This window comes from Kitasatospora atroaurantiaca (genome assembly GCF_007828955.1).
In the GTDB taxonomy this organism is placed as follows: domain Bacteria; phylum Actinomycetota; class Actinomycetes; order Streptomycetales; family Streptomycetaceae; genus Kitasatospora; species Kitasatospora atroaurantiaca.
Genome location: NZ_VIVR01000001.1, coordinates 7,691,731 through 7,704,703 on the forward strand (window position 1 = coordinate 7,691,731; position 12,973 = coordinate 7,704,703).

Here is a 12,973-nt window from a genome sequence, read left to right on the forward strand (position 1 = left end):
GTTGACCTTTTCGCGGGAGAACAGTGGTGCGGGCGAACTATATGGTCAGCCGCATGCGCCCTCCGACGCCCGGGACCCCGGTGCTCCCGGTTCTGCCGTACCGAAAGCCCACTCCCGGCCGGGATTACTGGGTGCTGGACAACGTGTTGCCCGACGCGGACGCTGTACGGGCGCGCTGCCTCGCCAGGAACGACTGGACCGAGGGCTATCCGCACAAGCCCGAGAGCTGGCCGGGCCTGCGCACGATGCCCGGACTCGAGGCCGCCGAGCTCGCCATCATCGAGAAGCTGGTCATGAAGGCGACCGGTGCGCGGAAGATCTGGCCGGAGACCGCTCCCGGCGGCGCCACCCTCAACCACAACTGCGTCCAGGTCGTGGGCGAGGGCGAGTGTGAGCCCCGCCCGCACACCGACTCGCGGGCCCTGTGCCGCTACGCCGCCGTGCTGTACCTGAACCCGAACGTACCCAAGGACTGCGGGACCAGCTTCTACCGGCAGAGCCTCCCCGGCGGCATGCTCGGCGGGAACCTGGTGACGGCGCCTCACAACAACCTCGTCGACGCCCTGGGTACACGATTCGTCCCGCCGAACTCCTTCACCGAGGACGTCCGCGTGCCGCACCGGTACAACCGGCTGCTCCTGTACAACGCCAACATGATCCACACCGCCACCGGCTACTGCGGCAGCACCCTGGAGGACAAGCGCATGACGGCGGTCTTCTTCTGGATGGCGTGACTCCCAGGCCGGCACCCCGCATCGGTCAGCGGGATGTCAGCGCCCGGTCAGACGGTCGGTGCATAGTCGTGGGTGTGCAGGGGGCCCGCGAGATACCGGGCCCGCCGCACGGGAGTTGGCTCGCGCGGTGTGGCGGGCCGGCTCTGCTGGGAGAGGTGCCCGGAGTGGTTTATCGGGGACCGGGGCTCTGGCCCTGGTCGGGTGCAAGCCCACGCAGGTTCGAATCCTGCCTTCTCCGCCGTCGCCGCCATTGATCCGGCCTGGAGATCCCCTTCGCAGGCACTCTGGCGCGGACAGTCACGGCACGGATCTCAAGGAGAACCTTGTCGGCGAGGAAGGCCGCCGACTCCCTGTCGTCGATCTCCCCTGCACCAGGGTCGGTGGTGTCAAGTCGCGCCGTGGGCCGGCTTTCGGCCCTGTACGGCCCAGGCCCGGGCGGTGAGCGCGATGGAGCCGTCCGGTCGGGTCGGCACGGCCACCCGTAGCGCGTCACGCAACCGGTCCCGCATGGGCGGGTCGAGGCCGGCGACGTAGCCGGGGGCGGGACCCTGTCCGGCCAGGAACGGCTCCCACAGCTGGGCGAAGCCGGCGAAGACGGTGGGCACCTCGATCGGGGCGACCGCCACGTCGGCCAGCCCCGCCTGCGTCCACAGCGCTCGTAGTGCATCGGGGTGGCACATCGCGAACCGGCGGCGTTCGTCCAGCGGGGCGGCCGACCGGTCCACCGCCACCGCCGCCTCCCAGAAGTAGCGCAGGAACTCCATCCCCTCCGCGTAGTCCCACACGTACACAGCCACCAGTCCGCCCGGCCGCACCACCCGGGCCGCCTCGGCCACGGCCGCGCCCTGCGCGGGAAGAAAGTTGAGCACCAGTCCGCCGACGGCCACGTCGAACCCCGCATCGCGTACCGGAAGCGACAGTGCGTCGGCCACCACGAAGCACGCCGACGCAAGGACCGGCGGACCGGGCCGACGCCACGAACCCGGCGGAACGGTCCAGTCCCACCACCATCCGGGGCGCACACCTGGCCACCACCGCCGCGGTCAACGCCCCCGTACCGCAGCCCACATCCAGCCACCGCAGACCGTCCCCGCCACCGAGCCAGGCCACGAACCGGTCCGCGACCAGACGGCTCCACCGGCCCATGTATCGCTCATAGGCGTCCCCGGTCGCCCATACGTCGACGCGCTTCTCCTCCATGTCACCATCGACGTCCACCGCCGAAGGCACCCGACCGTGCCCACCGCCCTCGGACAGCGACCGGCCCCGCCGCCCGAGAGGCTGACGGGGCCTGAGCTGCCGGCCGACCGGCCATCGGCGGTCCCCAGAGTGAACGGCTCGGTCAGAGGACGCCCTCCACGAGAGATCTGAGGAGGTCGAGTACGACCTGGACGAGGCCGCCGAGACCGTTGTTCAGCACCATGGGACTTCTCGATTCTGCAGGGAACGGGGATCGAGTGGTCCCACCGCAGGTCGTCGGGCAAACGGGAGGGTCGCCCGACCAGGTGACCTGGCCGGCCGCCGACGCTGCCACGGGGGGTGGGGGCCGGCGGACGCGCCCAAGATCACATTTCGTACAGCGTGGCTGGTCGCGCTGCTCGGCAGCTGGCGACGCTGCCGAGCGGCCCTCGTGTTGGCCGCGTTCGGTCCGCTGCTGCGCCGCTCTGTGCTCGGCGGCACGGCCCGCTCACGCGGCCACGGGCGCGGGCGCGCGTAGCGGCGCGAGCGCGGTGCTCCAGGCGATGACCTGGTCGAGCAACGTGTTCAGTGCGGGAACGTTGTAGGCGCCGGGCTTGAAGACGCTGTAGTTCTCGAATTCGGTGATCATCGACAGTGCGACCTGCTGGCGCACGTCGGGCATCTGGAGCTCGCCGGCGACCAGGCGCAGCTGTTCGACGGCCCGGACGCCGCCGACTCCGCCGTAGGACACGAAGCCGACCGCCTTGTTGTTCCACTCGGCGTAGAGGAAGTCGAGGGCGTTCTTCAGTACGCCGGGGATGCCGTGGTTGTACTCGGGTGTCACGATGACGAACCCGTCGAGCGACGCGATCTTGTCCGCCCATTGCCTGGTGTGCTCGTTCTGGTACCGGCCGAGCGACGGCGGCAGCGGCTCGTCGAGGTGCGGCAGCGGGTGGTCGCGGAGGTCGATGAGCTCGAACTCGGCGTCGACGCGGCGCGAGGCGGTGTCGAGCACCCACTTCGCCACCTGTGCGCCGTTGCGGTTGGGGCGGGTACTGCCGAGGATGATGCCGATCTTGAGCATGGCGTGTCTTGCCTTCTTCCGCGCGGCGCTTCACACATACGCAAAGTGCGTTGCCAGATAGATCGTCTGCTGTGCAGATGATCTACTCAACAAAGAGTCGGCGAGTATCATTCCAGTCATGAGCAGCGAGACGCCGACCCTGCCGGTAGCCGACTGCGTCGACCTCGCGGGAGACTTCGGCTTCTCACTCATCGTGTTGGCGCACGCTTACCGGACCGTCGTCGCGTCGGTTCTCGACGGCGTTCCGCAGGGCGCCCGCGGCTATCAGGCACTCGCAGCCGTGGTTCAGGGCGACCAGCCGAATCAGCTCGCCCTGGCCACGTACCTGCGGATCGACCGCACCGTGATGACCTACCTGATCGACGATCTCGTTACGGCGGGCTTGGTCGAGCGTCGGCTCAACCCCGCTGATCGACGCCAGCGCAAGATCGTCGCGACCGTCCGGGGCGTCAAGGCACTCCAGGATCTGCAGCGGCAGGTGCGAGAGGCCGAGGACAGGCTCCTCGAGGCGGTCGATGAGAATGAGCGCCGAGCATTCCGGGACCTGCTCGGGCGGATCGCCCGCAGCGTGCGGGACATCGAACTGACCGCCGAGCCCTGCGCCGATGCCGCCGACTCCTGCGAGGTTGCCACCATTGCTGCCGACGCCGCGCCGGGTCGCAGCTGAACCTGATTGGTCGACGCTGCCATGGCTGCTTATCGGGCAGCCGAACCGTCGCAGGTGGTCACCTCCGCCGGGCACCTCAGCGGGCGGGTCTGTTGAGTCGCCACGCCGCCGGCGCGCCTGTCGTCGCCGCAACGCTTCCCCGCCGGCAACGCGTGGTGCAGCTGGTCTCGACCCGCCTACTCACTCTGAGGCGGCCGCTCTGGCCACGGGGCTGCACCAGGTGCCGCGGGAAAGTCCGAGCGCGACCCGTCAGCGGCACCGGCGGGCGTTGAGCCGGGCGGCCTGGCGCGTCAGGTGGTCGCGCTCGGCGAGGTTGGGTGCCTTGTGGGCCGCCTCGGAGTACAGCCGTGCCGCCGTCTCCAGGTCGCCGTCGCGCTCGTGGAGGTACGCCGCCACCGCCGCGTGGCGGGGCAGCGAGTCGTCCAGCGCCGAGAGCGCCGCCAGGCCGGCGCGCGGTCCGTCGGCCTCGCCGACGGCCACTGCACGGTTGAGCCGAACGACCGGGCTGTCGGTCAGGCGCACGAGCTCGTCGTACCACTCGACGATCTGCACCCAGTCGGTCTCCTCGGCGGTGGGCGCGTCAGCATGGAGTGCCGCGATGGCGGCCTGGGCCTGGAACTCGCCCAGCCGGTCGCGGGCGAGGGCCGCCTGCAGGATCTCGACGCCCTCGGCGATCGACCTGGTGTCCCACCGGCCGCGGTCCTGCTCGGCGAGCGGCACCAGGCTGCCGTCGGGCGCGGTCCGGGTGGCGCGCCGGGCGTGGTGGAGCAGCATGAGGGCGAGCAGCCCCGCCACCTCGGGGTGGTCGATCGCGGCCGCGAGCTGCCGGGTGAGCCGGATGGCCTCGGCGGCGAGGTCGACGTCGCCGGAGTAGCCCTCGTTGAAGACCAGGTAGAGGACGCGCAGTACGGTGGCGACGTCGCCGGGCTGGTCGAACCTCACGCCGGAGACGGTGCGCTTGGCCCGGCTGATGCGCTGCGCCATGGTCGCCTCGGGCACCAGGTAGGCCTGGGCGATCTGGCGGGTGGTCAGCCCGCCGACGGCGCGCAGCGTGAGCGCGACCGCGGACGACGGCGTCAGCGACGGGTGGGCGCACAGGAAGTAGAGCTGGAGCGTGTCGTCCACCGCGGGCGCGGGCCCGGGCGCCGGTTCCTCGTCGACGAGGTCCTCACGCCGACGGCGGGCGGCGTCCGCGCGGGTCGCGTCGAGGAACTTGCGCCAGGCCACGGTGACCAGCCAGCCCTTCGGGTCCCGCGGCGGGTCGGCCGGCCAGACGCGGACCGCCTCGACCAGCGCGTCCTGCGCGGCGTCCTCGGCCGCCGCGAAGTCTGCTCCGCGGCGGACGAGGATCCCGAGCACGCTCGGCGTGAGGCTCCGGAGCAGGGCCTCGTTCATCGATGCGGTCACTCCGTGATGGTGGGCGGCGCGGTCAGGAACGGGCGCACCTCGAGCCACTCGTGGATCGGCTTCCCGCCCGCCCCGGGGGCGGCCGACAGTTCCCCGGCCAGCTCGATGGCGCGCTCGTAGCTGTCGACGTCGATCACCATCCAGCCGGCGATGAGGTCCTTGGTCTCGGCGAACGGGCCGTCGGTGACCGGCGGGCGACCCTCGCCGTCGTAGCGGACGAACGTGCCCTCGGGCGCGAGCGCCTGACCGTCGACGAACTCGCCGGTCTTCTCGAGCCGGGCCGCGAAGTCGTGCATGTACTGCATGTGCGCCGAGATCTCCTCCGGCGTCCACCGGTCCATCGGCACGTCGTTGACCGCAGCCGGAGCGCCGCGGTAGTGCTTGAGCAGCAAGTACTTGGCCATCGTGTTTCTCCTCGGTGCTGTGCGACCCATTGTGGTCGGGTTCACCACGGGGACGGAGCCGGTCACGCGTTCTCGACATCGCCGTCCGAAATTTCTTGGGCTCTCGTGGATGAGCCTGGATGAGCCGTCTCGCGGTGTCCGGGTCCCACGGCGGGCGAGACGGAGTGAGGCCCTCCACGATCAGCAGCGACCAAGCAACCGAGGTTTTCTCAACGATGATCACTGCAGGTGCTGCCGGTCCATAGACTGATCGCATGTCAGCCACGGATCTCCAGCGCATCGCGGCCTTCCGCGGGTCCTTCGCCCGGCGTCAGGCCGCTGTGGTGACCGAGGTTCCCGGCGGCGTGGTCGTCCTGGACCAGGAGTACGCGGCCTCCCACGAGCACAACCAGCTCGTCATCGAGGGGCCGACGGATCCCTCCGAGCTCCCCGCTCTGGCCGACAGCGCTCTCGGTCACCTGCGCCACCGCCGGATCACGGTCCTTGACGACGCCGTCGGCACCGTCTGCGCACCTGTCCTGACCGCAGCCGGCTACGCCCACGAGACCGAGCTCGTCATGACCCACTCCGGCACTGCCGCCGTCCCCGGCCCGCCCGCACAGACGGTCGCCCTCGCAGACCTGCGCCCCGCTCTGGTCCGCCAGCTCCGTATCTGGATGCCCCAGGCCGAGGACGCTGCGGTCCACCAGCTCGCCGACCGCCGAACAGCACGGCTCCGAGGGGCCGAGCAGGTCCGCTTCCTCGCCGTCCGCGACGAGAACGACACTGTCGGCTCGTGGGCCGACGTCTACCTCGACGTGGCCCAGGGGATCGCCCAGATCGAGGACGTCGTCACCGCTGACACTCACGTCCGGCGCGGCTATGCGGACACCGTCCTCGCCACCGCACTGCAGCACGCTTCGGGCTACGGCCTGGTCTTCCTCCTCGCCGACCCCGATGACTGGCCACGCGGTTGGTACGCCCGCCGTGGCTTCACTCCGATCGGCCGCTCGCACGTCTTCACCCGCACGGAACCCGGGAGCTGAGCGGACCGTTGCTCCGGGACGGTCCGCCGTCGTTGCGGACAGACGCAAAGCCTCTGATAGGACGGGTCTCACTACAAGATCATGTCCGTAGCCACCAGAGGCTTCACGTTGGTCACCTATCTCGCCACGCTTGACGTTCCGCGCCACTCTGCCGGTCCGACGGCGCGACTACACGCTGGTGCCGGCGGAGCTGTCCGGCAACCCCAAGGTGATTCCCAGCGCGCGAACCAGGCCGAACACGAGCTCCTCCACGAACGGGCTCGCCTGCGCGGCCAGACTGATCAACACCCACGCCCGCCATCGCGGAACACTCCAGAAGCGACCGGTCCGAACGCGCCGCGAGGAGAGCGCCAGAAAATCCCATGCGCAGACCATAGGGCCGCTGACCGACACTGCTCGCGCCAGCCTTCCTACTCAGTTCAACCATGAACCAACTGGGATCTCAGAGCACCGCCGGCCCATTTCAGGGCTCTGGCCGGAGTCCCGTGAATGATCTTGATGGAGCTACTGCGGACACATCTGAGCCCCGCGGCACCGATGCCCGGTCCGGACCGCCGCCGCCGGGAGGCAAGGCGTCGGCCGACAATGGCCCTGCCCGCCTCTCATGCTCCCGATGCTGCTGCCACCCAGCCTTGGAGGGCCGGAGCACCACATCCGCGATAGCCACCCACTCGCCGTAGCTCACGTCGCGTCAACAACGGGTGAAATTCAACCGCTGCCGACATGTCAGCCTCCGCCACGGCGAACACATCCTGATCAGTCCCCCGCGGACCGTACCCTGACGATCACGTCCAAGCGCACGGGCTTCCCTCCGGGCGCACACCCGGCCAAGCGATAGCCCTTGGGGGGCGAGTCTGGGCCGGCTGGCGTAGCCCATCGTGTGGTGCGCTGTCTTGCTTCCGGAAGGTAGGAGCATGGCAAACAAGAGGCCAGGAAGGCTCAAGCGGTTGTTTCCCGCTGATACCGAGCAGCAACGTGCGCTGGTTATGGTCGCCGTTGTCGCTGGGATCGCGGGCACGGGCCTGTTGGCGATCGAGCTCAGCCCAGGGCCTGAGCCGAACACAGCACCGCATGACCTCGCGCAGGTGTGCATGCAGGTGCTCGGTCTCTCCGTCCTGGGCTTCTTGGTGGGGTTGGCAACCTTCAAGCTGCAACAGGCCCGCCTGGAGCAGCAGCGTCAGGCCGACCGAATCAGGGCCTTCCTCACCGAGATGCTGGACGCCTACCACGGTGTCAAGCAGGCCCGACGCATGCTCAAGGCAGAGTCGGCCCCCAGAACAGCGCCAAGCATCACGGCCAAGGCGTACTCCCGGCTGCTGTCCGACCTATCCAAGCACCAACTGGTTTTCGAGACCTTGGCGCGCAGTGCTCAGCTCATCGAGGGGTACGTGGACAACGGCTGTGCGATCCCGGTCAAGGAGGCCGGGGATCCGTCCGAGTGCGGGCGTGCCAGCGTGACGCAGTCACTCACCGGGCACTTCGAGGAGATCGAGAGCTATCTCAACGGCGTCGTCACGGAGTTCGAGGAGCATTATCAGCGCGTCCCGAGTCACGGACGTATCCGCCTTGCCGACCTCGATCTTGACGAGACGATCCGTTTCCTCTACGAGACGGACGAGTTCAAGGCCAAGGTCTCACGCCGCATCACAGCCATGGTGGAGGCGCTGGAGACCACGCTGTCTCCAGCCGCACCCTGTTCTCGTGTCGATGCCGAACCATCGGTGACGTCCGGCAGACCAAGCCCCCGCTACCATTGCGCCGACATCGTGGAGGAGACCGCGCGGCCGGGCTGCCGCCTGCTCGTCCTCGCCGTCGGTTGTGAGACGTACTTCCTGCGCCGCCTCGACCAGGAGCCGCCCGGCGAGCCGGCCGAACCGAGAGAGAGCACCTGGGCGTTCGCCGAGTGCGAGAGCGCCACCCGGCTCACCGCCCGCCGGTGATCCTTGGGCAACGGGCCGGCCACTCGCACGCGGCCACTTCGGCCAACAGAAGGTCCGGCCTGCGGCTGGCCGGGGCAGTGCTCGCGGGTTCAGGCTATGCGTCACGCCTGCCTGGCCCATTGCGCTGGTGCAGGGTCAGAAGAGGCCGAAGTCCAGCGGATGACGAGGATCTGCAGTGCAGAGGCGTATCCAGGTGGTGCCATTCCGAGCGATGGAGACGCCGGTCGGCTGCTGGTCCTGCGAATTGCCAGGGTTGCCCCATACAAACTCCGGCGTGTCGTTGGGCGTCCACAGACCGCCCAGTTCCTCGTTCGAATAGGTCTCCAGGACAGGCCGCATGGGGCACCGCACTGGCAGGATGTCAACGGGTCGGTGTCCGGCCGGCTGTATTCCCAGCCCCCGACCTTCCATCCCGGGGCGTGGGCGAGGGCCGCCTAGGAGAGGTCGTCCGCAAGGCCGCTGTCCCACCGTCGAATGCGGGTCTCCAGCTTGGCAGGTAGTACACCGAGCAGGTGGGCTCCGGGGTCGCCTTCCAGCGTGCACACCGGCGGGTACTCGACCAGTTCCTCGGGATGCACGACACAGGGCCGGGGCACCCAGCGATCCTTGTAGACGTGGTTCAGCCTGGGTGCCGCGTCCAATGGCGTTGCGACGTCGGCTGCGGCCCGCCGGACGACCGCGGGCCGCGGCCCTGGGCGCCCCGAGTGCCAGGCCGGACACCACAAGACCTGGACGACGTCCGTCCCGTCCGGGAACTCGACACCAGGAGCGTCCCGGGCGAAGAGCTGCAGGACCGGCGCCATCACCACCGGCTCCTCGAACGGGACCGAGCCGTGCTCACGGACGGTCATGCGCGCATCGGGGTGAAGGCCATCGGAGTGGACGAGCACATCTGGGGCCCGAGCAGGATCTGCTCCGCGGACAAGGCCGTCACGGTTACGGTCGACCTCACCCGCAGCCCCGACCGGCGTCTCTGTGCGCGGCTGTTCGATGCCCTGCAGGGCAGGCCGGGCACGGGGGAAGCGGGCTCCAAGGTCGCCCCGCCGGATCAGTTCACAGCGCTCGCGGTCGGATCATGGCGGTGAGGCGGGGGGAGCCAGGGGACGGTTGCTGCTCGTTGATGGCCTCGTAGCCCCAGGACCCGTACAGGGCTTGGACCTTGCCGTCACCGGCGAGTGGGTTGACCAGCAGGGTGACGCGCTCCTCGGGGCGGCCGGCGAGGAGTTCGTCGTGGATACGTCGGGCGGTGCCGGTGCCGCGCCAGGGCGTGCGGACACCTATCTCCTTGAGCGCCATGGTGGGGATCTCGGTGTAGCCGCCGGGCAGGGGTTTGACCATCCGCGCCCACCAGCGGTCGTCCACGGCGAGGGTGTTGCCGTAGGCGTATCCGACCGGCTCGCCTCCGTCGTAGCCGATGACGGCCTCCCAACCGGGTTCGCTCGCGTGCCTGGCCAGTCGCTCGGCGAAGGCTTCGACGCGGTAGTTCGCCAGGTGCAGCAGTGGTGCCCGGACATCGGCGTACACGTCGAGGAGGGTCTGCCACACGGGCGTCACGTCGTTGAACTTGCGGACCTCGATGCTGGCGGTGGTCATTCGGTGTTCCTCCGAGTGTCGTTGACGTACTGGTCCCAGATCCGGGTGGACTCACTGTCGCCGGTCACCGTGTGGAGACCCGGGCCGGTCCGGCCCCCGCCGCCTACTACTACGGGCCCTGTGTCCCGGCACCGGTCGACCTCCTCCTCGTCCCGGTGGACATACCCCGCGCCCAGGCCCGCAGGGCGGTGCTGGACCACCTGCACATGGTCGGCAGGGACTGTCCGTTGAGGCCTGGCCCCTACCGAAGGGTGGCGCGGTGGTGACCGCGACGCAGGAGCCCGCGGTCCGCGTCGTGCGGCCTGCGGCGGCCTTCCTGCCGTACGAGGAACGGTCCGTGGGCGCCGCCTGCCGACTGGTCCGGGACGGCTCCCGCACACTGCCGTGCCTGATCGACGCCGGTGGCGATGACGGGACGGGTCGGGAGATGGCCCTGGTCAACGAGCTCACCAAGGGACGGTGGGGCGCCGAGCTGGAACCACTCGGAAAGACCGTCCACGCCGATCTGACGGCGGGTGCCGCGTGAACGGGGCCACGGTGGCGCAGAGTGTCGGCGTGCCGAGGAGCAGACTGCGAACTCCGTCGACGAGGACGTCTGGTCGGCGAGACGATGCCCCGTTTGCCGACAGCGTTCGCTGATCGTGGCGGACATGGGCCGCCGAGGTCGGTTCCGGGAAATCCCACCCCCGGCCCGGAAGGTGCGGGTACATTCCAAGCTGGCTAACTGATCTTGATTGACATTCACCGACCCGACGTCTGGAGACACTTCCTGATGGACTCTCAGCGCTGCCCGTACCGTCTCGACACGACCGCCGGTGACATTCACGGCGAGGCTGCCCTGCTTCGTGCCGAGGGCCCGGCGGCCCTGGTGGAGCTGCCCGGCGGGATCCGGGCCTGGTCGGTCACCGACCCGGGCCTGATCAAGCGGCTGCTCACCGACCCGCGCGTTTCCAAGGACGCTCACAAGCACTGGCCGGCCTACCTCGACGGCGAGGTCGCCGAGGACTGGCCGCTGCGGATCTGGATCGACGTCCGCAACGCCCTGACCGCACACGGGTCCGAGCACACCCGGCTGCGACGCCTGCTCGGCACTGCCTTCAGCGCCCGCCGGGTCCGCATCCTCACCCCGGCGATCGAGCAGATCACCGCCGACCTGATCGACCAGCTCGCCGCCACGGAGGGGGACGGGCCGGTGGACCTGCACGCCCGCTTCACCTGGGTGCTGCCGCTGATGGTCGTCAACACCCTGCTCGGAGTCCCCGAGTCGATGCACGACGCCTTCCGCAGCACGGTCGGCAGCCTGTTCGACACCGACGCCACCGCCGAGCAGGCCGTCGCCAACGGCCAGGCCGTCTACCAGCTGCTGACCGAACTGGTCGCCGCCAAGCGGAAGGACCTCGGCGACGACGTCACCAGCGCGCTGATCGAGGCCCACGACGACGAGACCGGCACCAGCCTGTCGGAGCAGGAACTCCTCGACAGCATATTGCTGTTGATCGGTGCCGGGCACGAGACCACCGTCAACCTCCTCGACCACGCCGTCGTCAACATGGTCGACCACCCCGAGCAACTCGCCCTGGTCCGCGACGGCAAGGCCACCTGGGCGGACGTGATCGAGGAGACCCTGCGCCACCAGGCCCCGGTCGCCAACATCATTCCGCGCTTCGCCACCGAGGACCTGCACGACGCGCAGACCGGCGTGACGCTCCGCCAGGGGGAGCTGATCGTCATCAACTTCTCGGCCGCCGGCCGCGACCCCGGCCTGCACGGCGAGACGGCCGGCCAGTTCGACATCACCCGGGCCACCCGCCGTGACCACCTGTCCTTCGGGCACGGCACGCACTTCTGCCTCGGCGCCGAACTCGCGCGCCTGGAAGCCCGGATCGCCCTTACCGCCCTGTTCGACCGTTTCCCCGCCCTCGCCCTGGCCGTCCCCTCCGAGCAGCTGCGCCCGCTGGAGTCCTTCATCTCCAACGGTCGTCAGGAACTCCCGGTTGTTCTCAGCTCCTGACGCGAGATGGAGCGGGCTCCTCCCGCCAGGGGGAACCCGCTCGCCTTGCCCTCTACGCCGGGGGCGTTCCGCACGGGCAGAGCCAGCCGATGCTCCGCCAGACGACCCTGGTCATGTGGGCGGCCGTATGGGGGCGTGGTGGCTGAGGGGGCCGTGGAGTGCGTCCTGCCCGCCGGCTGATTGGCGGGAAGGGGAGTGGCGATGGTGTGGGTCTTGTGCCGGGATAGGGTGGGCCTGTGACTTCTGCAGCATCGGCCGAGCCGGGCCCTCGCGCCGACCGGGCAGTCTCCCTGCGCACCGAGTACCGCGAGATGACCCGTCGCCGGTTGCTCACCGCGGTCCGGGAGGTGCTCGAGGAGTCGGACTACTCGGCCGCGACGGTCGACGGGATCGCCGGGCGGGCCGGCACCAGCCGCGCCACCTTCTACCTGCACTTCCGCTCCAAGGCCGAGGCGGTGGCGGCGCTTCTCGAGGACGTCACTCCGTCCGACCGCGGCTGGTACGCCGCGTTGGACGCGGCGATCGGTTCACCGGTCCAGCTGCGCCGCTGGATGGACGACGCGCTGCGCTGGTACGAGTCGCACGCCAGGCTGCTGGCGGCGCTCAACGAGGCGGGCGCGGTCGAGCGTACGGTCGCCGAGCGCCGGTCGGCGTCGATCGAGCGGCTGGTGTCCACGATGCCCGGCTACCTGGAGCGCGGTCGGGACGACGAGGCCCGCGCCCGGGCGCGGGTGCGGCTGCAGCTCCTGGTCCGGCAGTTGCACCAGGTGGCCATGGACACCGTGGTGCAGTGCACCTGGCAGCCGGACCGTGAGCTGCTGCTGGATGTGATGGCGGCCGACTGGCACGCGACGCTCGAGGCGAGCGGGGCCGGGAGCGGCGAGCCGGACGACTGAGCGACAGCGGCTCCGGGCACCCAGGAGGGTGCC

The 12,973-nt window shown here is 69.8% G+C and carries 13 protein-coding genes, 1 tRNA gene and 1 pseudogene; 8 read left to right on the plus strand and 7 right to left on the minus strand.

Annotated features, from left to right (window positions below; translation table 11 throughout):
* Window positions 1-53: 53 nt before the first annotated feature.
* A complete protein-coding gene (locus FB465_RS34435; RefSeq protein WP_145796893.1) occupies window positions 54-734 on the plus strand; it encodes a DUF6445 family protein in 681 nt (226 codons plus the stop codon).
* 149 nt (window positions 735-883) lie between these two features.
* Window positions 884-972, plus strand: a tRNA-Gln gene (locus FB465_RS36125).
* Window positions 973-1,120: 148 nt separating this feature from the next.
* On the opposite strand, the gene FB465_RS34440 is transcribed toward FB465_RS36125, so the two are convergent.
* From FB465_RS34440 to FB465_RS34445, 3 genes and pseudogenes are all read right to left on the minus strand, one after another.
* Window positions 1,121-1,666 carry a methyltransferase domain-containing protein gene (locus FB465_RS34440; RefSeq protein WP_281292374.1) on the minus strand — a complete coding sequence of 182 codons (546 nt, stop codon included), beginning with the start codon at window positions 1,664-1,666 and terminating at the stop codon, window positions 1,121-1,123.
* 70 nt (window positions 1,667-1,736) lie between these two features.
* A pseudogene (locus FB465_RS37625) lies at window positions 1,737-1,934 on the minus strand (SAM-dependent methyltransferase); the annotation flags it as partial.
* A gap of 487 nt (window positions 1,935-2,421) precedes the next feature.
* Entirely contained in the window at window positions 2,422-2,997 is a 576-nt protein-coding gene (locus FB465_RS34445; protein WP_145796895.1) for an NADPH-dependent FMN reductase, read from the minus strand.
* Between the two features lie 118 nt (window positions 2,998-3,115).
* On the opposite strand from FB465_RS34445, the gene FB465_RS34450 reads away from it, so the two are divergent.
* Window positions 3,116-3,664 (plus strand): MarR family winged helix-turn-helix transcriptional regulator, encoded by a 549-nt coding sequence (locus FB465_RS34450; RefSeq protein WP_145796896.1) that lies wholly within the window; start codon window positions 3,116-3,118, stop codon window positions 3,662-3,664.
* A gap of 249 nt (window positions 3,665-3,913) precedes the next feature.
* Here FB465_RS34450 and FB465_RS34455 read toward each other — a convergent pair whose 3' ends face one another.
* Entirely contained in the window at window positions 3,914-5,059 is a 1,146-nt protein-coding gene (locus FB465_RS34455; RefSeq protein WP_145797773.1) for an RNA polymerase sigma factor, read from the minus strand.
* An 8-nt stretch (window positions 5,060-5,067) separates the two neighbouring features.
* Window positions 5,068-5,475 carry a YciI family protein gene (locus tag FB465_RS34460; protein WP_145796898.1) on the minus strand — a complete coding sequence of 136 codons (408 nt, stop codon included), beginning with the start codon at window positions 5,473-5,475 and terminating at the stop codon, window positions 5,068-5,070.
* A 254-nt stretch (window positions 5,476-5,729) separates the two neighbouring features.
* Between FB465_RS34460 and FB465_RS34465 the strand changes: the two genes are divergently transcribed.
* Both FB465_RS34465 and FB465_RS34470 read left to right on the plus strand, forming a co-directional pair.
* Complete coding sequence (locus FB465_RS34465; RefSeq protein ID WP_145796900.1) at window positions 5,730-6,500, plus strand: GNAT family N-acetyltransferase; 771 nt, start codon at window positions 5,730-5,732, stop codon at window positions 6,498-6,500.
* A 914-nt stretch (window positions 6,501-7,414) separates the two neighbouring features.
* Window positions 7,415-8,440: a hypothetical protein gene (locus FB465_RS34470; protein ID WP_145796901.1), complete on the plus strand. Its 1,026-nt coding sequence runs from the start codon at window positions 7,415-7,417 to the stop codon at window positions 8,438-8,440.
* A gap of 434 nt (window positions 8,441-8,874) precedes the next feature.
* Here the strand turns inward: FB465_RS34470 and FB465_RS34475 are convergent, their stop codons facing one another.
* Together FB465_RS34475 and FB465_RS34480 are read right to left on the minus strand one after the other, a co-directional pair.
* On the minus strand, window positions 8,875-9,291 hold the full coding sequence (locus tag FB465_RS34475) for a hypothetical protein (RefSeq protein WP_145796903.1): 417 nt from the start codon (window positions 9,289-9,291) through the stop codon (window positions 8,875-8,877).
* A gap of 202 nt (window positions 9,292-9,493) precedes the next feature.
* The gene (locus tag FB465_RS34480) at window positions 9,494-10,033 is read right to left on the minus strand and encodes a GNAT family N-acetyltransferase (RefSeq protein WP_145796905.1); all 540 of its coding nucleotides are present in this window, start codon (window positions 10,031-10,033) and stop codon (window positions 9,494-9,496) included.
* 262 nt (window positions 10,034-10,295) lie between these two features.
* Between FB465_RS34480 and FB465_RS34485 the strand changes: the two genes are divergently transcribed.
* The 3 genes from FB465_RS34485 (at window position 10,296) to FB465_RS34495 (ending at window position 12,940) form a co-directional block, all read left to right on the plus strand.
* Window positions 10,296-10,559: a hypothetical protein gene (locus FB465_RS34485; RefSeq protein ID WP_145796907.1), complete on the plus strand. Its 264-nt coding sequence runs from the start codon at window positions 10,296-10,298 to the stop codon at window positions 10,557-10,559.
* Window positions 10,560-10,805: 246 nt separating this feature from the next.
* On the plus strand, window positions 10,806-12,044 hold the full coding sequence (locus FB465_RS34490; RefSeq protein ID WP_145796909.1) for a cytochrome P450 family protein: 1,239 nt from the start codon (window positions 10,806-10,808) through the stop codon (window positions 12,042-12,044).
* 236 nt (window positions 12,045-12,280) lie between these two features.
* Window positions 12,281-12,940 (plus strand): TetR/AcrR family transcriptional regulator, encoded by a 660-nt coding sequence (locus FB465_RS34495; protein WP_145796911.1) that lies wholly within the window; start codon window positions 12,281-12,283, stop codon window positions 12,938-12,940.
* Window positions 12,941-12,973: the final 33 nt, after the last annotated feature.

Excerpts from the sequence above, each read along its gene's own strand:
- FB465_RS34435 (WP_145796893.1), top strand. The coding sequence starts at position 54 with ATGCGCCCTCCGACGCCCGGGACCCCGGTGCTCCCGGTTCTGCCGTAC.
- FB465_RS34445 (WP_145796895.1), bottom strand. The coding sequence starts at position 2,997 with ATGCTCAAGATCGGCATCATCCTCGGCAGTACCCGCCCCAACCGCAAC.
- FB465_RS34450 (WP_145796896.1), top strand. The coding sequence starts at position 3,116 with ATGAGCAGCGAGACGCCGACCCTGCCGGTAGCCGACTGCGTCGACCTC.
- FB465_RS34455 (WP_145797773.1), bottom strand. The coding sequence starts at position 5,059 with ATGAACGAGGCCCTGCTCCGGAGCCTCACGCCGAGCGTGCTCGGGATC.
- FB465_RS34460 (WP_145796898.1), bottom strand. The coding sequence starts at position 5,475 with ATGGCCAAGTACTTGCTGCTCAAGCACTACCGCGGCGCTCCGGCTGCG.
- FB465_RS34465 (WP_145796900.1), top strand. The coding sequence starts at position 5,730 with ATGTCAGCCACGGATCTCCAGCGCATCGCGGCCTTCCGCGGGTCCTTC.
- FB465_RS34470 (WP_145796901.1), top strand. The coding sequence starts at position 7,415 with ATGGCAAACAAGAGGCCAGGAAGGCTCAAGCGGTTGTTTCCCGCTGAT.
- FB465_RS34475 (WP_145796903.1), bottom strand. The coding sequence starts at position 9,291 with ATGACCGTCCGTGAGCACGGCTCGGTCCCGTTCGAGGAGCCGGTGGTG.
- FB465_RS34480 (WP_145796905.1), bottom strand. The coding sequence starts at position 10,033 with ATGACCACCGCCAGCATCGAGGTCCGCAAGTTCAACGACGTGACGCCC.
- FB465_RS34490 (WP_145796909.1), top strand. The coding sequence starts at position 10,806 with ATGGACTCTCAGCGCTGCCCGTACCGTCTCGACACGACCGCCGGTGAC.